This is a genomic window from Acetobacter estunensis (assembly GCF_019083805.1).
Lineage (GTDB): Bacteria > Pseudomonadota > Alphaproteobacteria > Acetobacterales > Acetobacteraceae > Acetobacter > Acetobacter estunensis_A.
Genome location: NZ_JAHRDV010000008.1, coordinates 43,185 through 62,768, shown reverse-complemented (window position 1 = coordinate 62,768; position 19,584 = coordinate 43,185). Strand labels below are relative to the sequence as shown.

Sequence of the window (19,584 nt, the reverse complement as noted above, 5' to 3'; positions counted from 1 at the left end):
ACATCTCTCTTCGTGTCAGACGGGCGCATATAACGATTCTAAGAATCAATTGCAACAATGGGGCTGGGCTACCCATGTGTCGTGATGGTGTGCCTCACTCAGAGTTGGCTTTGCAGAAAAGGCTATTGATTATAGGGCTGAAGAATCAGCATGAACGCACGAGTTCTGTATTTCAGTGCATTATGGTTCTGAAGAACAGAAGAGGTTTTTCCTGTTGTTGTAAAATGGCAAAGAAAAAGCGGGCTTCAGCCCGCTTTTTCCGTGACCCGGTCCAGCAACCGCCGCAAGGCGAAGCCGGTAGGTTTCTCGTCCAGCACAGGGGAGGGCTGCATTGCCACATCAAACTGATCCAATGCGCGTGCCCACACGCTCAGATCGGTCTCATCGGGCACCTCCACCGTGCTCACGCCGCAGCGGATCAGCATTTCGTACTGATCGGGCAGTACATGCCCTGCAGCGCGGATGTCACCTGTGAAGTGCAGGTGTTCACGCAGGGCGCGCGCCTGACTGAAAGCACGGCCATCACGGAAGATGGGAAAGGTTACAGCAACAAGAGCCAGTTTCGGGAGCGCTTCTTTCAGTGCCGACACTTGTGCATCTGCCGGCAGCAGCACGCCAACGCGCCCGCCCGTATGTGTCAGCCCTTCCGTCAGGCGTTCCAGTGGCACGATGATGTCACCTGTGCCCAGCGCCTCGCCCTCGGCCACATAACGCCACGTGTTCTGGACCGGACGTCCATTTTCAAGCAGGGGCATAGACAACATCCTTGAACGTGGCGGTGCCGAGGCGGCGATAGGTATCGAGGAACCGCTCGTCATCCTTGCGGTTGACAAGATAGAAATCGATCAGGCGTGCCGCCGCTTCGACCGTGTCGTCCTCGCTCATGGCCGGACCGAGGATCTGACCGATGGAGGCATCTTCCTCGCCTGAGCCGCCAAGCGTGATCTGGAACGCTTCCTCTCCGCGCTTGTCCACGCCGAGGATGCCCAGATGCGCGACATGGTGATGGCCGCAGGCATTGATGCAGCCCGAGATGTTGATCCGCAGTTCCCCGATGCGTTCCTGCAACTCCGGGTCCGCAAAGCGTGAACTGATCTTCTGCGCGATGGGAATGGAGCGGGCGTTGGCCAGTGCACAGTAGTCGAGACCGGGGCAGGCGACGATATCGGTGATGAAGCTGATATTCGCCGTGCCGAGACCAGCAGCGGAGAGGCGCGTCCACACCTCATGCAGCTTGTCCTGACGGACATGCGCCAGAACCACGTTCTGAAGATGCGTGGCACGGATTTCGCCAAAGCTGTATTCGTCCGCCAGATCGGCCAACAGATCCATCTGATCCGCCGTCACGTCACCCGGAATACCGCCCGCAGGCTTGAGAGAGATGACGACCGAGATATAGCCCGGCGCCTTGTGCGGGTTCGTGTTGGTGCGCACCCATGCGTCGAACTTGCGATCGGCAGCACGTGCTTTGGTAAGCTCTGCGGGCGCGCCGCCTTCTGAAGCGAAATCTGGTGTGCCGAAGCGGGCGCGGATGGCCGCGATCAGATCCGGCTCGAGGCGATAGCGCGAACGATCCATGGCCGCGAATTCAGTGTCCACGCGACTGCGGAACTCTTCCGCACCAAGCGCCTGCACAAGGATCTTGATGCGGGCCTTGTAGATGTTATCGCGGCGGCCGAATTCGTTGTACACGCGCAGGATGGCTTCCTGATACGCGAGCAGGTCTTCTTCCGGCAGATCGTCGCGCAGCAGCACACCCACGATGGGGGTGCGGCCAAGGCCGCCGCCCACATACACCTCGAACACCGGGCGACCATGCGGGCCGGGCTTGGCGATTAGCCCGATATCGTGGAAGCGCGCTGCCGTGCGGTCATGCGGGCTGCCGGTGATGGCGAACTTGAACTTGCGCGGCAGGAAGGTGAACTCTGGATGCAGCGTGGACCATTGCCGCAGGATTTCGGCGTGGACACGCGGGTCGAGCAGTTCGTCCTGCGCGGCTCCGGCGAACTCATCGGATGTGATGTTGCGGATGCAGTTGCCACTGGTCTGGATGGCGTGCATCTCGGCTTCTGCGAGCACTTCCAGTGCAGCGGGCGTGTCTTCCAGCGCCATCCAGTTGAACTGGATGTTCTGGCGTGTGGTGAAGTGTCCGTAGCCACGGTCGTACTCGCGCGCGATGCGGGCGAGGGCGCGCATCTGTGCGGAATCCATCGTGCCGTAAGGCACGGCGACGCGCAGCATATAGGCATGAAGCTGGAGGTAGAGGCCGTTCATCAGGCGAAGCGGTTTGAACTCGTCCTCGGTTAGCGCGCCACTGACGCGGCGTTTTACCTGATCACGGAACTGTTCGATGCGCTCGCGCAGGAACGCACGGTCCACTTCGTCATAGCCATAGCGGCCGACGGGGAGTGTGCGGGGAGCGGTTTCGTTGCGGATCATGGTGTCAACCGACATGCTGCGCCTCCTTCTGGGGCGAGAACTCGGGGTGTACGGACGGCCCGAAGGCGCGGATGCGTTCGCGCGCCGTAACGGGGACGATGCCGTGGCCCGGCTCCTCCGTCACCTGCACGCCATAGACACCCACGAGACCGAGTGACTGCGCCTGCGTCTTCAGGTCGGACAGCAGGCCTTCGACCTCGGTGTTGGAGATCAGGGCAGCTTCGGCAATGTGCTCGCGCCATGAGCCATCGGCGGCGTGCCAGACCGTGATACCGTCCAGCAATCGGTTGGCGGTTATGACGCTCTGTCCGTCGGCATCGCGCCGATTGCTCCTGATATCCACCACTTCGAAAACACTCTCCCGCTTGCGCCCGCATATGGCGGACTATCGTTGCTAATTTTACGTCCAAGGAGCCATGAATACAACAGGAAAGCGATATTGAACGATCCTGCTTCGTTGAATGTAACTATCTGCTCAGGCCCAGCCGTCGCAGCGTTCTTCCACCATGCGCCCATTCCTGAACAGACGCGCGGCGTCGATATGCAGTTCCACGCTCTCACCCACATCCCACGGTGTGGCGCTGAGGATGTCCACCACGCGGTCGCCCATGTCCACGGCCAGCCGCGCAAAGCCGTAACGCAGCCCCACCTTGCGGGCAGGTGCACCATCGACGGCGGAGGTGATGCGCACCTCATGCGGACGGATAAGGGCCGTGATCTCCCCATCCGCAACCCCCGGCACGGAAAAACGCGCCACATGCGGGTCAGCAGGAATGAACATTCCGCCTGAGACCTGTCCCGAGAATTTCAGGGTTTCGCCCAGAAACTCCATCACAAATGGCGTGGCGGGACGTGCTTCCAGCGCGTCGGGGCCAGCATCCTGCACGATACGACCGTCCTGCATCACCACCAACCGATCCGAGACGTCCAGCGCCTCTTCATGATCGTGGGTGACGAGGATGGTGGTCAGACCAAGCTGGTCGTGCAGGGCGCGGAGCCATTCGCGCACCGAACGGCGCACGACTGGGTCCAGTGCGCCGAAGGGCTCATCCAGCAACAGATGACGCGGGCGGGTGGCAAGCGCACGGGCCAACGCCACGCGCTGTCGCTGGCCGCCTGAAAGCCGCTGCGGCCACACGCCACCCATGTCGGGCAGATGGATAAGATCGAGAAGTTCCTGCACGCGACGGTCGATTTCGGCCTGCGGAGGACGCTGCGAGCGCGGCATCACGTCCAGTCCGAACGAGATGTTGCGGGCTACCGTCATGTTGCGGAACAGGGCGTAGTTCTGGAACACGAAGCCGATATTGCGGTCGCGCGCGGACAGGCCGGTGGCGTCACGCTCATCGATTACCACGGAGCCGGATTGGAAAGCGTCCAGTCCGGCAATGGCGCGCAGAAGCGTGGTCTTGCCTGCGCCCGATGGGCCGACGAGGGCCACGAACGAGCCGTCCGGCACGTCCAGCGACACGCCATCGAGCAGCACCTTGCTGGCATTGCTGGGGACTGTGCGCACGAGGTTTTCGATCCTCACGCTCATGGCGCGGTGTCCTTTGTCTGAAGGCTGGCTCTGGCGCGGGCTTCGAGCAGCGAACGCAGGCCCACCGTCGCCATGGCCATCAGGGCGAGAAGGGCAGCCATGCTGAAGGCAGCGACGGTCTGATAGCCGTTATAGAGGGTCTCGATGTGCAGGGGCATGGTCTCGGTCATGCCCGGAATGTGGCCCGAGACGACCGAGACCGCGCCGAACTCGCCCATGGCGCGGGCGGTAGTGAGCAGCACGCCGGAAAGCAGCGCCCAGCGTGCCTCCGGCAGCGTAACGCGCCACAGAATCTGGAAGAACGACGCGCCGAGCAGCATGGCGGCTTCTTCCGCGTCACGTCCCTGCTGTTCCATCAGCGGCGCGATGGTGCGGGTGACGTAAGGGAAGGTAACAAACAACGTGGCCAGCAGGATGCCGGGGGCTGCGAACGCAATGTGAATGTTCATCCGGTCCAGTGCCTCTCCCCACCAGCCCTGCGTGCCGAAAAGCAGCAGCCACACGAGGCCCGCCACCACGGGCGAGACGCTTATGGGCAGTTCGATCAGCGCCACGAGAAATCCACGCAACGGGAAGCGGTATTTGGAGATCACCCACGCCGCCAGCACGCCGAAAACGGTGTTGATGAGCACCGAAAGCGCCGTCATCACCAAGGTCAGGCGGATGGCCGAAAGGGCATCCGGGTCCGCCAGAGACGCAATGGCGGCGCCCGCGCCGTTGCGCAGCGCCTCGGTCATGACAAGGACGGGCGGCAGGATGAGAATGACGGCGATGATCGCCCATGTGAGCGCGGCCAGCCCCCAGCGTGACGATCCGCTCATTCGTCCGCTCCCACGATCAGACCGCGGGCCACGCGGCGGCGCAGCCACGCCACGGCGGCAAGGCAGAGCGAGGAAATCACCAGCAGCACGAAGGCGATCGAGGTCGCGCCCGCATAGTCATATTCCTGAAGGCGCACCACCACGAGCAGCGGTGCGATCTCGCTGTGATAGGGCTGGTTGCCCGCGATGAAGATGACCGAGCCGTATTCCCCGATCCCGCGCGCAAAGGCGAGACCAAAGCCGCTTACGGCGGCTGGCAGCAGGGTGGGGAGAATAACTCGCCAGACGGTCTGCCACGGTCTCGCACCGAGCAGGCCTGCGGCTTCTTCCAGTTCCGGCGGCAGATCGCGCAGAACAGGCTCCACGCTACGAACGATAAAGGGCAGCCCGACAAACATCAGCGCCACGACGATACCGGTTGCGGAATAGGCAATCGAAAGACCGAGTTTCGCTAGCGGTGCCCCCAGCCAGCCCTGCGGCCCATAGAGCGTGGCCAGCGTGATGCCTGTTACCGCCGTAGGGATGGCGAATGGCAGGTCGATCAGCCCATCGGCGATGCGGCGTCCGGGCAGGCGCCCGCGCACCAGCGCCCAGGCGAGGATCAGCCCGAGTGGAACGTCGATCAGAGCGGCGAGAAGGGCTGTAGTGAAGCTCACGCGCAGGGCGGCGAACATGCGCCCGTCATGCAGGGCAGCCAGCATGGCGCTTGGGCCTTCCTGCCATGGTCGGACGATGAGGGCGGTCAGGGGCAAGGCCACGATCAGCCCGACCCACAACAAGGTTCCCGCGAGCGCAAGCCGGAATCCGGGAAGGGGATCGCGCGCCCGGCGGGATCGCAATGAAGCCGCGACAGTCGGAGCTGTGACAGTCATTGGGCAGGGTTGCTTGCATGAAGCGAGACCAACCACTCCTTCGGGAAGGACGCTGGATGGGAAGAGCCAATCGGTGCAGGGGCCACGTGGGCTGTCCGATGAAAGCAGACGCCGTGGAGCGCAGAAAACGGAAAGCTGGCCGACATCAACGGGTTCCCGGGTGATATATAACGCTCGTCAATCGTTTATTTTGACAAACTCACGTTAGGGCTTGCGCGTTATTCCCGCAAGGCCCTCCGTGGAACCCGATTTATCAACTATTTTATTTTGTGTTTTTTCCGGTTGATGCGGCCTTCGGTTTGTCAGAATTGCTGCTCCCCGGCGGGAGATAGCGTGGGTCCACCACCTGTGATGGCAGGCCAACTCGTGCCAGCAGGGCGTCCGCCTTGTCCTGCCAGGGTTTCAACCCGTGGGCGTCGAGCAGCATGGCGTGCGAATCGTTGCCGAATTTCTTGATGTCCAGAAGCTCGGCCTTGTCGTTGCCGTCGTGATACGCGGCGAACATGGCCTGCCATACATCGGTGGGCGCCTTGGAATCGTTCTCGCCCTGCACCCACAATGTGGGCAGTTCGCTGCGCTCGCCAAAGACTCGCGCGCCTTCCACCAGTGATTGTCCGTCATCGTGGCAATCGGATTCGTGCATCAGGGGATAGAACAGAAGTTGGGCTTTCATGCCCGGCAGGGGTGTCGTGCCGAATGCCATCTGCACCCATCCGCCAAAACTGATCCCCGCTGTTACAATGCGGGTGCCGTCGAGTTCAGAGCGCTGTTCGAGCACGGTCTGAATGACGGTGCGGATGTCTTGTGCATCCGACCAGCCCACACTCGCCAGATCGCAGCCGCCCGTGATGATGTGCCCGCCCGAGCCGCCAAAGCCGCGCGGCATGGGGCGCAGCACGGCATAGCCTCGGGCCAGGAAATAACCCGAGAGATAGTCGTAGCGGTCGCGCTTGCCGCGTGCGTCTTCCGACACACCGGACGCTCCGCCACTGACGATGGCAAGGGGCAGAGGCTTCTTCGCGCCGCGAGGGACGAGCAGCGTGGCTTCCAGTGGAGTGCCATCCTCCACGGGAATACGGAATACCGTCTCGTCCATCGGCGCGTGGGTGTTGGGTGTCTGGCTTTCCTCGTGAGAGGTGACGAAGCTCTTTGCCGCATGAGCCTGCGGTATCGCGACGGCCAGAACCCCTGCCACGATCAGAACATCATTCCATTTCATTATTCGCTTTCCCGGCATCGTCGTGGTGACATGCAGATATTCGTTTAACACTTGTGGCAAAGGATGGGACAGGTGCCTATTTTTATACAATGCGCCTGACCCTGCACACGGATTATGCTCTCCGTACGCTGATCTATCTCGCAAGCGTGCCGGATCGGTTCGCATCTGCCCGCGAAATTGCGCGCGCCCACGGTATTTCCGAAAATCACCTCGTCAAGATTGTTCATAAGCTGGGACAGTGCGGCTTTGTGGAAACGACGCGCGGGCGCAATGGCGGCATTCGTCTGGCGCGCTCCCCTGCGGATATTCGCATTGGAGAGGTCGTGCGTCAGACCGAGCCGACCACCGTTCTTGGTCCCTGCCAGGCAGAAGAAGCCAAGCCCCCTGCGCAGGCATGCTGCCTTTTACCCGATTGCGGTCTTCGGGGCGTTTTCACGGAAGCTAATGATGCTTTTTTCGGCGTGCTCGACCGTTACACGCTGGCCGATGTGATGAAGAAGAGCATCATGCGGACGCTGTTTCCGCCCGGTGTGACTGTGTGATCGCTCGTGCGGATACGGTGAACACACACCAAATTATCCAACTATAGGGAAATGGCACGCTACGAGGCGCTCGTCCCCCAAGGACCGCAGTGTCGGCGCGTCCTGCGCACAGCGTGCCTCCGCTTTCGGGCAACGTGTGTGAAAGCGGCATCCCGATGGCGGGGCGATCGGGCTGGGCACATCTCCACGCAGCAATGTGCGAGAGGCGTGCGGACGAATGACAGGCTCCGGCACGGCCGCGATCAGTGCGGCTGTGTAGGGGTGAGCGGGTGTGTGCAGCACCGTGTCTGTCTCCCCCATTTCCACGATGGCGCCCAGATACATCACCGCCACCCGCGTGGAAATCTGCCGCACCACCGCCAGATCGTGGGCGATGAAGACATAGGTCAGTCCCAACCGCTCCTTGAGGTCCGTGAACAGGTTGACGATCTGTGCCTGCACCGAGACGTCGAGCGCTGAGACCGGTTCATCTGCTACGATCAGGCGTGGTGAGAGGGCCAATGCCCGGGCAATGTTGATCCGTTGCCGCTGACCGCCGGAGAATTCGTGTGGGTAGCGTGTGAGGGCTGAGAACGGCAGCCCCACGAGGTCCATCAGTTCTTCCAGCCGCGCCGCGATGGTGGCGCGCGTTCGCCGCTGGCCATGAACATCGCGGTGGATTTTCAACGGTTCCGCCAGCAGGTCTCCGATACGGCGGACCGGGTTGAGGGAGGCGTAGGAATCCTGAAACACCATCTGCATCCGTGGCCGCAAGGGACGGAGGGTACGTTCAGAGGCGCGGGAGATGTCATGGCCTTCAAAAAGCAATTCGCCGGAGGTCAGATCCGTCAGCCGCAGCAGACAACGGCCAAGTGTGGATTTGCCGCAGCCGGACTCTCCCACCAGCCCCAGCACCTCGCCCGGCCGCACTTCCAGCGAAACGTCATTCACAGCCTGTAATGTCTGGCCCCGATTGAGCCGATACGTCTTTCGGATGCTGCGCGCGACAAGAAGCGGCTCGGTCATGGCGTCTCTCCCGCCGTGATACGGGGCGGCAGCGCACGGCCTTCTGTGGGCAACACACAGGCCACGTCCTGTTCTTCCCACGCGATGAGCGGTGGTTTTGTGGCGCAGCTTGCGTGTGCGTAGTGGCAGCGTGGTGCGAAGGCGCAGCCGGAAGGGCGCGCGGCGGGAGATGGGGGGACACCTGCGATGGAGGGCAGACGCGCGGGGCGTGGGCCGGTCAGAGGCGGGATGGAGTCCAGAAGTGCGGCCGTGTAGGGGTGCGCAGGGTGTGCAAAAAGAGCGGCAGCCGGACCCGTTTCCGCCATGCGACCGGAATAGAGCACCAGCACGTCATCGCAGGTTTCCGCCACAACGCCCATGTCGTGTGTGATGAGCAACACACCCGACCCGTAATCATGGCGCAGTCCGCGCAGAAGATCGAGAATCTGCGCCTGCACCGTGACGTCCAGTGCCGTGGTCGGTTCATCCGCGATCAGTAGTGCTGGGTTACATGACAGCGCCATGGCGATCATCGCGCGCTGGCGTAAGCCTCCCGAAAGCTGGTGCGGGTAACGGTTGGCCGTGCGCTCAGGGTCCGGCACGCCCATTTCGCCCAGCAATTTCACGGTGCGGGCGCGGGCGTCCCGGCGACTGATTTTTTCATGGGCGCGGATGGCTTCGTCGATCTGCCAGCCGATGGTGTAAACTGGTGTGAAGGCTGTCATCGGATCCTGAAAGATCATTGCGATTTCACGCCCACGCACATGACGTAATGCGCGTTGAGACAGCCCCACCAGTTCATGCCCGCGAAAGCGCACCGAGCCGCTGACCACCAGTCCCGGCATGTCCAGAAGCCCCATGATGGCAAGTGCTGTGACACTCTTGCCCGAGCCGGACTCACCCACCAGCCCGAGGATTTCTCCGGCCTTTGCCGTGAACGAAACGCCATCCACAAGGATTATGTCTTTTGCACCGCCAGTGAGCGTCACGCGCAGGTCACGTACATCCAGAAGAGGCATGTCAGCGTCCATCGCGCACTCTCGGGTCCAGCACGAGATAGATCACATCTACCAGCGCGTTCGCCAGCACGACGAAGACGGCGGAATACATCACGCTCGCCATGATGAGCGGCAGATCTAGCGCTCCCATCGCCTGATAGGTCAGCCGTCCGACACCACCGAGGCCGAACACCACCTCCGTCAGCAACGCGCCCCCACCGATGAGCTGCGCAAAATCCATACCGAACATGGAAATGAAGGAAATCATGGACGTTCGCAGCCCATGCACCAGCAGCACGCGCAGCGGTGACAATCCCTTGGCACGTGCAGTCCGCATGAAGTCTTCGTCCATGACGGACACGAGATCGGCGCGGAGGATGCGGGCGTAGAGGCCAATGAACAGCACGGCGAGTGTGCACCATGGGATCACCAGCGCACGAAACCAGCCCAAAGGACTTTCGGAAAACGGGATGTAGCCCGGACCCGGCACCCATGAGAACAGCCATGTGTCATGAAAACGCGCCTGCGTGATGAGATTGGCGACCTGCCCGAGCCAGAACACTGGGATGGAGAGACCCACCAGCCCGATCATCATCAGCGTGCGGTCGATCCATGTGTTGCGAAAAGCCGCCGCTACCGTGCCCATGAGGATCGAGACGCTCACCCAGATTACGGCAGCGCCTGCGGCTAGCGAGAGTGTGATGGGTGCGGATTTCGCCAGTTCCGGCACCACGAGTTCGCCGCGATTGGCGTAGGAGGCGAGATCCCGTGTGATGAAGAGCTTTTTCATCATGGTGGCGTATTGCACGGGCAGCGGTTGGTCGAAACCGTATTCGTGCCGCACGCGTTCGATGGTCTGTGGGGAGGCGTTCTTGCCCGCGATGCGCGATGTTGGGTCCGTACCGGGCGTGGCGAGGAAGACGAGAAACACCATCACGGAAATGCCGAACAGCACGAACACGGTCTGGCCAAGGCGCTTGAGCAGGGCGAGTAGCATTAGCCGTTCTCCCTGCGTGAATCCCGCACATCCAGTGCGTCACGCAATGTGTCGCCCAGCACGTTGAGCGCCAGAACCACCAGCACGATGGCAAGACCGGGGGCCATGGCGACCATCGGACGTGTGTAGATCAGCCCTTCGCCATCCTGAATGATCGTGCCCCATGAGGCCGCAGGTGCCTGCACACCGATAGAGAGAAACGACAGCGCGGATTCCGTGAGCAGGGCAAGCGCCGTTAGTAGGGGGGCAAGTGCTACGAGCGAGCCGGTCACATTGGGCAGAATATCCACCACAAGGATGCGAAAACGCGGCACGCCAAGACTGCGGGCCGCCAGCACGAATTCGGCGTTGCGCAACGTCATCACGCGCCCGCGCACCACGCGGGCGGCGTAGGGGATATAGACCAGTGCGATGATGAAGATGGGCAGAAGCAGATTGTCGGACGCGATGGTGAAGGGACCGATCTTCAGCCCTTGGGCAATGGTGACGATGGAAAGCGAGATGGCGAATAAATAGACCGGCACGGCCCACATGATGTCCATGATGCGCGAAAGCACCATGTCCAGAACGCCGCCGAAGAAACCGGCGAAGATCCCAACTGTGGCGGAAAGGATCATGCACAGCGCGGCGGCGGAGAAGGCAATCAGCAGGGAGTTGCGACCGCCATAGAGCAATCGTGCCGCGACATCGCGCCCCTGACTGTCTGCACCAAGAAAGAAGGGCGCGTGCCATGTCGGACCGACTGGGCTGAGGCCGAGATGCAGCGGATTGTCATCGGGCTGCATGATGTCGATCTGTTGGCCATCGAGCGTGAAACTTCCGGCCACATTCGAGCGAAATGGGTCTGTATGTGCGATGTCGCGGGCATAGAAGGGCGCGCACAGGCTGGCCGTCGCCATGCAGGCCAGAAGGACGAGTGATGCCATGGCGGACCGACTGGCAAAAACCCTTTGACGGGCGCGACGCCATGGACCGGCTGGAGACGCTGCGCCTGTCATGCTCGACGCAACCCGGAGAGAGCGCGATAGGATCGGATGTTTTTTCGAATTGCACGTGATATGAGGGCGGACGAAAAGATGCGGTTCATGGGGTCACTGCACCCGGAACTGCGAAAACACCGCGCCATAGATCGCGGTTGTGACATCGCTTTTCACGCGGCTGGAAAGAAGCGAGACACTGCGGGCCTGATCCAATGGCACGGCTGGGGCCTGTTCCATCAGGCGGCGTGAAACTTCGGCCCAGAGCGTGTCACCCGCCGCGCGGTCGGTCACCGCAACGGTGGCGGCGCGTTGCATGAGCGCATCGATATCGTGGTTGCAGAACTGCGAGATATTCACGGAATTATCCGAATGCGGCACGAAGGTCGCGCAGGAGAACAGCGTTTGCAGGAAGGAAGACGCGGCCGGATAATCCGCGCTCCAGCCGGTCAGGCCGATCTGGATTTTGTTATTGCTGTTCTGGATGTAGGCAAATTCGGCGACGGGAGAAATCGTGCGCACAGAGGCGACGTAACCAAGGTCTGTCAGCGTGTCGCGCAGATCGGTGGCAACCGCTGAATGACCGGCAGCTGAGGGGGCGATGATTGTCACATGCTGTCCGGCTGTGCCGCTGCGCCGGATAAGATCACGGGCTTTTTCCAGATCGGGCGCCTGCCATTGTTGCGCGGGATGTTCGAATGTGGCGCCTTTTGTGTAGAGGCAGGACGGCTCGAATCCCGGCGAGCCTTGCGGGAGCATCTGGCATGCGGGCAGGGAGACGGTCGGGCCGCCGCCATAGATCACGATGGCCTTTCGGTTGACGGCGTAGTTCAGAGCCTGTCGGGCGAGGAGATTGTTGAAGGGTGGTTCGTTCACGTTCAGCGCAGCGTAGAACACGTTGAGTGAGTCCGTGATGCGCACCTGTGGCGCAAAACGTCGGCCCACTTCCGCCTGCCGATCAAGTGGCACGCCTTCCATCCAGTCGAACTGTCCGTTCTCCACCGCTGTCACTTCGGATTCCGGGTCCAGTCCGAAGGTGTAATGGATACTGTCGGGATAGCCCGCAGGTTGGGCTTCCACATCCCATTGCTGGAAATAGGGATTACGCTCCAGCACCATCGAAGAGGTCGGCTCATAGGAGACGATGCGATAGGGCCCGGTTCCGATGGGCGCAGTGTTGCCCATGTCATGCGTCGGCGTGTCCGCAGGCAGGATGGAGGCGTGCTGGAACGCCAGCCTGTCCATGAACTCGGAGTCCGGGTGGGTGAGGTGAAATGTCACGGTGCCCGTTGCATTGTCCGCGATTACGCCGCCGGCGAGGGTGCAGTGCTCCGGGTCGTGCAGGCAGGCGTCACCGCCCACGATATGGCTGTAATACGGACCGGCTGTTGGGCTGTTGACGCGAAACAGTCGCCGCATGGAGGCGGCCACGTCTTCGGCTGTCACCGTATGTCCGTTCGAAAAGCGGATGCCGGGACGCAGATGAAAACGGTAGGTCAGGCCATTGTCCTGCGGGGCCGGAATGGCGTCCGCCAGATCGGGAATGGCGTGTCTGTCGGCGGGGCCGGGCGTTTTCGGAAACGTCGTTAAACCGTCATAGACGATCGCTTCGACCTGATACGTGACGTGCATGTAGCTGATCTGAGGGTCGAGCGTGCCGGCCGACGTTGTGCCAGCCAGCCGCAACACGCCTCCCGGAGTGGGAGGAGCGGGGGTGTCAGCGTGGGCGCAGGTGGCCGCGAGTAATCCTGTGAGGAAAAGAATCCTACTCTGCTGCATGGATCAGGAATGCGGTCCTGCGAGCAGGCCGCGCAGGCGCGTTTCCATCTCCGGCTCTTCCGCGGCCGAGGACAGGGTTCCCGCATAATGGCCCTGCGGGTCCATGATGACGATCTGGGGCGACATCACGTAGGCATATTCCCACACAGGATCGGGACGTTTCTCGATGGGAGCGTGAAACTCCTTCGCTACGGCGTCCAGTGTGGCGGGCGCACCGGTGCCCGCTATGATCTTGGCCGGGAACTTCAGGGCATATTGCCGCAGTTCGGAGGACTGGTCGCGTTGCGGATCGAGGCTGACGAAGATCGGCGCAAAGGTCTTGCCACCCGGATCCACGGCGTTGATCGCGCGGCTCAACTGCATCAGCGTCTTGTCGCAGGCGTTGTCCACGCAATGCGTGGCGCCGAAGAGCACCAGCATCCAGCGTCCGCGAAAGCTGGTGTCGGTCATGGTGCCGTCCGATGAATCCATCAGCCGGAACCGACCGCCGATCTCATTGCCGTTGGAGCCGACCATCGGTCCCATGGATTCGGAGGCTTTGTACGCGCCATAGCCCGCTGCCAGTGCAAGCGCGAGTACGGCGCCCGTGAGCATGCGACATTTTGCGGCCTGTCCGGCGGGTTTGGGCGTCTGTGTGTCTGTCATTGTTCAGTGTGCCTCTGCCCAGTTGGCGCCGGTCCCTGTTTCCACCACAAGCGGGACGCTCAGTTCCGCCGCGTCTTCCATCACGCGCTTGACGAGTGCTGCTGTGGCCTCTGCCTGATCGGCGCAGATCTCGAACAGAAGTTCATCATGCACCTGCAATAGCATGTCGGCGTCGAGTTTCGCGCGTTTCAGTTCATGGGGCAGACGCACCATGGCGCGTTTGATGATGTCGGCTGCACCGCCCTGAAGCGGTGCGTTGATGGCCTGTCGCTCGGCGTAGGAGCGCTGGGCGGCGTTGCGGGCATTGATGCCCGGCACGAAGCAGCGACGTCCGAACGGCGTGGTGACATAGCCGTGCTGCTTGGCTTCCAGCTTGCGCTCTTCCATGTAATCCCGGATGCCGGGATAGCGCGCGAAGTAAGCGTCGATATAGGCGCGGGCCTCTCCCATCGACACACCAAGCTGTTTGGCCAGTCCGAAGGCCGAGATGCCGTAGATGATGCCGAAGTTGATAGCCTTGGCGCGACGCCGCGTCAGTGGGTCCATGCCTTCCTGAGGGATGTTGAACACGTCCGCTGCTGTGCGGGCGTGAATGTCCTCTCCGTTGGCGAAGGCATCGCGCAGGGTGGGGACATCCGCCACGGCGGAAAGCAACCGCAGTTCGATCTGCGAGTAATCCGCTGAAAGCAGCACCTTTCCCTCGGCCGGAATGAAACAGCGGCGGATCTGTGCGCCTTCCTGTGTACGGACAGGAATGTTCTGCAGGTTCGGTTCGTTGGAGGACAGCCGTCCCGTGCTGGTCACGGCCATCTGGAAGGAGGTGTGCACGCGTCCCGTCCCGGGGTCCATCTGCCGCAAAAGCGCGTCTGTGTAAGTGCTTTTCAGCTTGGAAAGCTGTCGCCATGCAAGAATGCGCGCGGGCAGTTCGTGCCCCTGATCGGCCAGATCCTGCAACACGGAGGAATCCGTGCCCCACGCGCCCGCTTTGCCGCGCTTGCCGCCGGGCAGGCTCATTTCATCGAAGAGGATTTCGCCAAGCTGCTTGGGAGAGCCGACGTTGAACTCCCGCCCTGCTAACTGGTGCAACTCGCGCTCGATCACGCTCATCTGCGTCTCGAACGTATCGGACAGACGCTTGAGTTCGGTGGCGTCCACACGGATGCCAAGTTGCTCCATGCTCGCCAGCACTTCGACCAGCGGGCGCTCCATCTCCTCATACAAAGCCAGCGCCTTGTTCGTGCGCAGAGTGGGGTGCAGCACCTGCCACAGCCGCAAGGTCACGTCCGTGTCCTCGGCGGCGTATTCGGCGGCGCGATCCAGTGGCACCTGCGCGAAGGGGATGCGCTTGCGGCCCGTTCCGGTCACGTCGTCATAGGAGATGGGTGTGTGACCGAGATGCAGCTTGGAGAGTTCGTCCATCCCCTGTCCGTGCTCACCGGCGGACTGGGCGTAGGAAATCAGCATCGTGTCGTCGATGGGCATGATCGCGCCTGCGCCCGCTTTGCGCAGGACAAGTAGATCGAACTTGGCGTTCTGGAAGACTTTCAGAACGGAGGTGTCGGTGAACAGCGGCTCCAGAGTGGCGATAGCCTGCGCAGCCGGAATTTGTTCCGGCACAGGCGCGTCCAGCGTGCCTTCATGACGCAGCGGCACATAGCAGGCACGGCCGGGAGCGGTCGCCAGTGAGAAGCCGACCATCTGGGCGCGCAGTGGGTCGAGCCCGTCCGTTTCCGTGTCCACGGCCACGACGCCGGTTTTTCGCGCCTCATCCACCCATGCCTGCAACGTCTCGGTGCGCGTGACGATTTCATACGGCCCATAAGGCACGCGGGCAGGCTCTGAGTCGGGTGCGGCCACGTTCTCGTTGTTCAGGGCGGCGGCGCGCGCGGCAGCTTGCGCAGTGGCGCGGGCGAGAGGCAGACCGTCCCCCAATCCGAAGCGGTGGCGGATAGAGCGGAAGCCCATGCGGTCGAGCCAGTCGCCCAGCACCAGCATGTCCGGCTCCTGCACGGCCAGATCGTTCACGGGCACGGGCAGGGGAATGTCGTTTTTCAGCGTGACCAGTTTGAGCGAGATGCGTGCATCGTCTGCATGTTCGATCAGCGCATCGCGGCGCTTGGACGCTTTCATGGACGGAGCGGCTTCCAGAACGGCTTCGAGCGAGCCGAATTCGTTCACGAAGGCTGAGGCCGTCTTGGGGCCGATGCCTGGCACGCCCGGCACGTTGTCGGTGGCGTCTCCCATGAGCGCCTGCACGTCGATCACATGATCGGGCGGCACGCCGAATTTGGCTTCCACTTCGGCAGGACCGATGGGTTTCTGCTTGATGGGGTCCATCATTTCCACGCAGGGGCCGACAAGCTGCATCAGATCCTTGTCGGAGGAGACAATGGTGCAATGACCGCCATTGGTGCAGATATATTGCGCGTAGCTGGCGATCAGATCGTCTGCCTCGAACCCGTCGAGTTCGATCCCCGGCACACCGAATGCTGCCGTCGCTTCGCGGATCAGCGCGAATTGCGGGCGCAGGTCTTCGGGCACCTCCGGACGGTGGGCCTTGTAGCGTGGGTAGATTTCGTTGCGGAACGTAATGCGTCCTGCGTCGAAAATGACGGCCAGATGTGTGCCGACATGCTCGCGCATCAAGCGCGTGAGCATGTTGCTGAAGCCATAAACCGCGTTGACCGGCACCCCTTCGGGACTGCTCATGGGCGGAAGGGCGTGAAAGGCCCGGAAGATGAAACCGCTGCCGTCCACCAGGACGAGGTGGGGCGCGCCCGTATCGCTCATGAAGTCAATCGGTCCTTAAAGTGTTCAGTGAGTGGTGTCGGTGGTGGCGTTCGGGTCGAGGACGAACAGGCGTGAGCAGTAGGGGCAGAACGTCTGATGATCGCCGATCTTCAGCCATACCTTGGGATGCCCGAGCGCACCAAGACCTCCATCGCACGAAAGCTTGCGCGACTGCACAATGATCGTCTCGACGTGACCGAGCCGCGGTTGTGGGGTCGGGTTCGTGGGCTGGATGAGCATGGGCAGAATCCTGTCGGCAAGAGAGAGCGCAGGCGTGCGGGCGGGGCCGCCCCGTCTGGCCGGATCAACACCGCAATGATACGCAGGAATGCCATGAGTTCAAACCATTCCCACGTCCTTTTGTCCGGCGGGTTGTCCGGTTGGCGGAAAATTGGCGGCGTTGTCGCACTGGCGGTGGTGGGTCTTCTTGGGGGATGTGCGCGGGAGCCGGTCATTCCTGTGCCCGTGCGTCATGCCGAGGACGCGCGGCTGGTGCCGCCGGACCGGGTGGTCGTGCTTTCGGATGGCGCGCGGATTCCGCTGCGTGTCTGGCCGGCTGTGGGCAAGGAGAAAGGCGTCGTCCTTGCCCTGCATGGGTTCAACGACAGCCGTGATGCGTGGGAAATCCCGGCTCCGCGTTTTGCTGCGCAGGGTTATACGCTCGTCGCGCCAGACCAGCGCGGGTTCGGACAGGCACCGGATCGGAGCCATTGGGCGGGGACGGCGCGGATGGTGCGCGACGTGCAGGAGGAGTTGACTCTTCTGCGCACCGAACATTCGGGTGTGCCCGTGTGGATGATGGGCGAAAGCATGGGCGGGGCCGTGGCCATGCTGGCGGCGACAGATGCTGCCACGCCGCCGATGGCGGGCGTGATCCTGCTTGCGCCCGCCGTGTGGCATGTGGGACCGGGCGTGGATTTTCCTCTGCGGCTGATGGCGGCCATTGCACCGGAGGCGCGGGTGAGCGGACGCGAGTTGCCCGTGCATGTTGTGGCGTCCAACAATATCGCGGCTCTGCGTCGTCTCTATTATGACCCGTTGACCCTACACACGACACGATTGGTCGCGCTCCGGGGGCTGATGGATCTGATGAACCGTGCCGCGGCAAGCGCGGGACAGCAGGTGAAGCCCACATTGCTGGTTTATGGAGATCGCGATCAGCTTGTGCCCGAACGGGAGATGATGCCGGTATGGGAGCGTCTGCCGGCTTTTGTGCGGCGCGATGTCATCCCAGGTGGACACCACCTGTTGCTGCGGGAGCGCGACGGCGCGCAGGTGGCGGACGATATTCTGGCATGGATGAAGGATGCGGACGCGCCATTGCCTTCGGGGGGCGATGTGGCGGCGGGAACGTGGACAGCCCTGCATGGGGAAGAGCTGGTTTATCCGGAGCCTCTTGCCGTCCTGCCCGCACAGATGGATTGGCTGACGCCGTAATGGCCCGACATCACGGGCTTACAAACGAATAAGACAGCGTTTGGGGGAGATCGTGCGGGTCGGCGCTGACCTGTTTGGTGAGCACGACTGTATCCGTGCCATGGAAACCGGCGTCAGGACGATAACGCATTCCCGCTCCTTTAAGGATGGTTCCGTTGCATTTCACAAGCGGTCCCTGAGCGTAATGCGGATGTCCCTGAGCGGAGGCCGCGAGCATCAGTGTGCCGTGAAGAGGTTTCTGCACGAGATGGATTTGCGGGATGTAGCGGGCCACGCAATTTTCATCGGAGGCGGAATAGAAAATCGAGACGGTTTTGCCGGTCGGGATGGTGACGCTCTGTTTTTCAGGCGAGGGTTGGGGGTGCGTCGGGACTGGACCTCCCTGCCAGACCACGCGATTGTCATAGGCATAGAGGTGGCAGTTGGTCGTGACCTTCTTGCAGGCGGACAGGGCCTGTCCAATGGGATCGACCGTGTGTCCCGTGCCGCCGATGCTGACGGCGTTGTCTCCCACGACAAAAGCGCGTGGCAGATCCTGTTGCAGAAACTTGCGATACCCGTCCCGCAGAGTGTCGCTGTGAACCGGCAGACGACCGATATCATTCAGTGCTGCGTAGCCCGAAGCAGGAGGTGCCATAAGCGGGAGATAGGATGGCATTACAATCTTGCTGGGCAAGCCTGCGGACTTAAGAAGGCTGTCCGCATGCGCCATCCACGGTGTGAGGCCGTCCGGATCGTCCAGCATGGCGTGAGCGTCATTGAGAAAAGGCGGCACGTCCACCAGTCGGGTATTGGGATTGCCTTCGTGATAGGCCGCGAACATGCTTTTCCATAGAGATGTGGGGGCCAGTGAGTCGTTGTCTCCCTGAACCCACAGGGTGGGGAGGGAGGAGGCTTCTCCGAACTCCCGCGCTCCTGAGAGCAGGCTCGCGTTATCGTTGCGACAGGCTGAACTGTGCATCAGTGGGAAGAACAGCAACTGCGCCTTTGTTCCGGGCAGCGGGGCCGTGCCCATGGCCATCTGGGTCCATCCGCCAAAGCTCATGCCCGCCGTGACGATGTGGGCCGGGTCCATGCTAGGTAACTGTGCGACGGCTTCTGTCACGGCACGGATGTCACGGGCATTGTCCTGCGCCGTTTGCGCAAAGTCGCAGCCATGACCGATGAGTTCTCCTTCCGATTCCGCAAAGCCGCGCAGCATGGGGCGGAGAACGGCGTAGCCGCGTGCGAGGAAATAACCGGCGAGATAGTTGTAACCATCTCGCTTGCCGCGATGAATTCTGGAAATGGCCGTAGCGCCCCCACTAACGATGGCCAGAGGATGCGGTGACGGCGTGCGAGGCAGCAGCAGTGTGGCTTCGAGGATTGTGCCATCGGCTGCGGGAAGGCGGAAAACCTGTTCGTCCACCACCGCATTCTGCCCGGGGATAGTGCCGACATGCGTGGAGACGGGGGCGGGGGGCACCGCCCACAGAGGCGTCGTGATGGACATGCCGAAAGCCAGAGCGGCTCCGCCGTAAAGGATGTCCCGCCGCATGTTCCAC

General features: G+C 62.0%; 18 protein-coding genes. 2 read left to right on the top strand and 16 right to left on the bottom strand.

Going from position 1 to position 19,584, the window contains the following annotated elements; translation table 11 throughout:
• Positions 1 to 245: 245 nt before the first annotated feature.
• From KUA11_RS11285 to KUA11_RS11255, 7 genes are all read right to left on the bottom strand, one after another.
• Positions 246 to 755, bottom strand: a complete 510-nt coding sequence (locus KUA11_RS11285) for a DUF934 domain-containing protein (RefSeq protein WP_217410391.1) — start codon at positions 753 to 755, stop codon at positions 246 to 248.
• On the bottom strand, positions 742 to 2,454 hold the full coding sequence (locus KUA11_RS11280; protein WP_254454875.1) for a nitrite/sulfite reductase: 1,713 nt from the start codon (positions 2,452 to 2,454) through the stop codon (positions 742 to 744). Before KUA11_RS11280 ends, KUA11_RS11285 begins: the two co-directional genes overlap by 14 nt.
• Positions 2,444 to 2,782: a DUF2849 domain-containing protein gene (locus tag KUA11_RS11275; RefSeq protein WP_217410451.1), complete on the bottom strand. Its 339-nt coding sequence runs from the start codon at positions 2,780 to 2,782 to the stop codon at positions 2,444 to 2,446. The genes KUA11_RS11280 and KUA11_RS11275 overlap by 11 nt, the downstream gene beginning before the upstream one ends.
• Positions 2,783 to 2,914: 132 nt before the next feature.
• Positions 2,915 to 3,979 (bottom strand): sulfate/molybdate ABC transporter ATP-binding protein, encoded by a 1,065-nt coding sequence (locus tag KUA11_RS11270; protein WP_217410390.1) that lies wholly within the window; start codon positions 3,977 to 3,979, stop codon positions 2,915 to 2,917.
• Positions 3,976 to 4,800: a sulfate ABC transporter permease gene (locus KUA11_RS11265; RefSeq protein WP_217410389.1), complete on the bottom strand. Its 825-nt coding sequence runs from the start codon at positions 4,798 to 4,800 to the stop codon at positions 3,976 to 3,978. The genes KUA11_RS11270 and KUA11_RS11265 overlap by 4 nt, the downstream gene beginning before the upstream one ends.
• Positions 4,797 to 5,672, bottom strand: coding sequence for a sulfate ABC transporter permease subunit CysT (gene cysT / locus KUA11_RS11260; protein ID WP_217410388.1), 876 nt, complete (start codon positions 5,670 to 5,672; stop codon positions 4,797 to 4,799). Before cysT ends, KUA11_RS11265 begins: the two co-directional genes overlap by 4 nt.
• 262 nt (positions 5,673 to 5,934) lie before the next feature.
• Positions 5,935 to 6,891 (bottom strand): alpha/beta hydrolase family protein, encoded by a 957-nt coding sequence (locus tag KUA11_RS11255; protein ID WP_217410387.1) that lies wholly within the window; start codon positions 6,889 to 6,891, stop codon positions 5,935 to 5,937.
• 89 nt (positions 6,892 to 6,980) lie between these two features.
• On the opposite strand from KUA11_RS11255, the gene KUA11_RS11250 reads away from it, so the two are divergent.
• Positions 6,981 to 7,433 carry an RrF2 family transcriptional regulator gene (locus KUA11_RS11250; protein ID WP_217410386.1) on the top strand — a complete coding sequence of 151 codons (453 nt, stop codon included), beginning with the start codon at positions 6,981 to 6,983 and terminating at the stop codon, positions 7,431 to 7,433.
• 33 nt (positions 7,434 to 7,466) lie between these two features.
• Here the strand turns inward: KUA11_RS11250 and KUA11_RS11245 are convergent, their stop codons facing one another.
• The 8 genes from KUA11_RS11245 to KUA11_RS11210 all read right to left on the bottom strand — a co-directional run bounded on the left by KUA11_RS11245 (position 7,467) and on the right by KUA11_RS11210 (position 16,843).
• Positions 7,467 to 8,438: an ABC transporter ATP-binding protein gene (locus tag KUA11_RS11245; protein WP_217410385.1), complete on the bottom strand. Its 972-nt coding sequence runs from the start codon at positions 8,436 to 8,438 to the stop codon at positions 7,467 to 7,469.
• A complete protein-coding gene (locus tag KUA11_RS11240; RefSeq protein WP_254454874.1) occupies positions 8,435 to 9,448 on the bottom strand; it encodes an ABC transporter ATP-binding protein in 1,014 nt (337 codons plus the stop codon). Before KUA11_RS11240 ends, KUA11_RS11245 begins: the two co-directional genes overlap by 4 nt.
• Complete coding sequence (locus KUA11_RS11235) at positions 9,438 to 10,412, bottom strand: ABC transporter permease (RefSeq protein ID WP_217410384.1); 975 nt, start codon at positions 10,410 to 10,412, stop codon at positions 9,438 to 9,440. Before KUA11_RS11235 ends, KUA11_RS11240 begins: the two co-directional genes overlap by 11 nt.
• Positions 10,412 to 11,410, bottom strand: coding sequence for an ABC transporter permease (locus KUA11_RS11230; RefSeq protein ID WP_217410383.1), 999 nt, complete (start codon positions 11,408 to 11,410; stop codon positions 10,412 to 10,414). The genes KUA11_RS11235 and KUA11_RS11230 overlap by 1 nt, the downstream gene beginning before the upstream one ends.
• Before the next feature lie 93 nt (positions 11,411 to 11,503).
• A complete protein-coding gene (locus KUA11_RS11225) occupies positions 11,504 to 13,168 on the bottom strand; it encodes an ABC transporter substrate-binding protein (protein ID WP_217410382.1) in 1,665 nt (554 codons plus the stop codon).
• Positions 13,169 to 13,171: 3 nt separating this feature from the next.
• Complete coding sequence (locus tag KUA11_RS11220; protein ID WP_217410381.1) at positions 13,172 to 13,813, bottom strand: SCO family protein; 642 nt, start codon at positions 13,811 to 13,813, stop codon at positions 13,172 to 13,174.
• A gap of 3 nt (positions 13,814 to 13,816) precedes the next feature.
• Positions 13,817 to 16,603, bottom strand: a complete 2,787-nt coding sequence (polA, locus tag KUA11_RS11215; protein ID WP_217410380.1) for a DNA polymerase I — start codon at positions 16,601 to 16,603, stop codon at positions 13,817 to 13,819.
• Positions 16,604 to 16,627: 24 nt separating this feature from the next.
• On the bottom strand, positions 16,628 to 16,843 hold the full coding sequence (locus KUA11_RS11210; RefSeq protein ID WP_217410379.1) for a zinc-finger domain-containing protein: 216 nt from the start codon (positions 16,841 to 16,843) through the stop codon (positions 16,628 to 16,630).
• Between the two features lie 93 nt (positions 16,844 to 16,936).
• Between KUA11_RS11210 and KUA11_RS11205 the strand changes: the two genes are divergently transcribed.
• A complete protein-coding gene (locus KUA11_RS11205) occupies positions 16,937 to 18,040 on the top strand; it encodes an alpha/beta fold hydrolase (RefSeq protein WP_254454873.1) in 1,104 nt (367 codons plus the stop codon).
• Between the two features lie 10 nt (positions 18,041 to 18,050).
• On the opposite strand, the gene KUA11_RS11200 is transcribed toward KUA11_RS11205, so the two are convergent.
• A complete protein-coding gene (locus KUA11_RS11200; protein WP_217410377.1) occupies positions 18,051 to 19,577 on the bottom strand; it encodes an alpha/beta hydrolase family protein in 1,527 nt (508 codons plus the stop codon).
• Positions 19,578 to 19,584: the final 7 nt, after the last annotated feature.

What these genes read in the sequence shown, in the direction of transcription:
- KUA11_RS11240 (WP_254454874.1), bottom strand. Translation starts at nt 9,448, where the DNA reads ATGGACGCTGACATGCCTCTTCTGGATGTACGTGACCTGCGCGTGACG.
- KUA11_RS11230 (WP_217410383.1), bottom strand. Translation starts at nt 11,410, where the DNA reads ATGACAGGCGCAGCGTCTCCAGCCGGTCCATGGCGTCGCGCCCGTCAA.
- KUA11_RS11280 (WP_254454875.1), bottom strand. Translation starts at nt 2,454, where the DNA reads ATGTCGGTTGACACCATGATCCGCAACGAAACCGCTCCCCGCACACTC.
- KUA11_RS11250 (WP_217410386.1), top strand. Translation starts at nt 6,981, where the DNA reads ATGCGCCTGACCCTGCACACGGATTATGCTCTCCGTACGCTGATCTAT.
- KUA11_RS11225 (WP_217410382.1), bottom strand. Translation starts at nt 13,168, where the DNA reads ATGCAGCAGAGTAGGATTCTTTTCCTCACAGGATTACTCGCGGCCACC.
- KUA11_RS11200 (WP_217410377.1), bottom strand. Translation starts at nt 19,577, where the DNA reads ATGCGGCGGGACATCCTTTACGGCGGAGCCGCTCTGGCTTTCGGCATG.
- cysT (WP_217410388.1), bottom strand. Translation starts at nt 5,672, where the DNA reads ATGACTGTCACAGCTCCGACTGTCGCGGCTTCATTGCGATCCCGCCGG.
- KUA11_RS11210 (WP_217410379.1), bottom strand. Translation starts at nt 16,843, where the DNA reads ATGCTCATCCAGCCCACGAACCCGACCCCACAACCGCGGCTCGGTCAC.
- KUA11_RS11235 (WP_217410384.1), bottom strand. Translation starts at nt 10,412, where the DNA reads ATGCTACTCGCCCTGCTCAAGCGCCTTGGCCAGACCGTGTTCGTGCTG.
- polA (WP_217410380.1), bottom strand. Translation starts at nt 16,603, where the DNA reads ATGAGCGATACGGGCGCGCCCCACCTCGTCCTGGTGGACGGCAGCGGT.
- KUA11_RS11245 (WP_217410385.1), bottom strand. Translation starts at nt 8,438, where the DNA reads ATGACCGAGCCGCTTCTTGTCGCGCGCAGCATCCGAAAGACGTATCGG.
- KUA11_RS11220 (WP_217410381.1), bottom strand. Translation starts at nt 13,813, where the DNA reads ATGACAGACACACAGACGCCCAAACCCGCCGGACAGGCCGCAAAATGT.
- KUA11_RS11265 (WP_217410389.1), bottom strand. Translation starts at nt 4,800, where the DNA reads ATGAGCGGATCGTCACGCTGGGGGCTGGCCGCGCTCACATGGGCGATC.
- KUA11_RS11270 (WP_217410390.1), bottom strand. Translation starts at nt 3,979, where the DNA reads ATGAGCGTGAGGATCGAAAACCTCGTGCGCACAGTCCCCAGCAATGCC.
- KUA11_RS11205 (WP_254454873.1), top strand. Translation starts at nt 16,937, where the DNA reads ATGAGTTCAAACCATTCCCACGTCCTTTTGTCCGGCGGGTTGTCCGGT.
- KUA11_RS11285 (WP_217410391.1), bottom strand. Translation starts at nt 755, where the DNA reads ATGCCCCTGCTTGAAAATGGACGTCCGGTCCAGAACACGTGGCGTTAT.
- KUA11_RS11255 (WP_217410387.1), bottom strand. Translation starts at nt 6,891, where the DNA reads ATGAAATGGAATGATGTTCTGATCGTGGCAGGGGTTCTGGCCGTCGCG.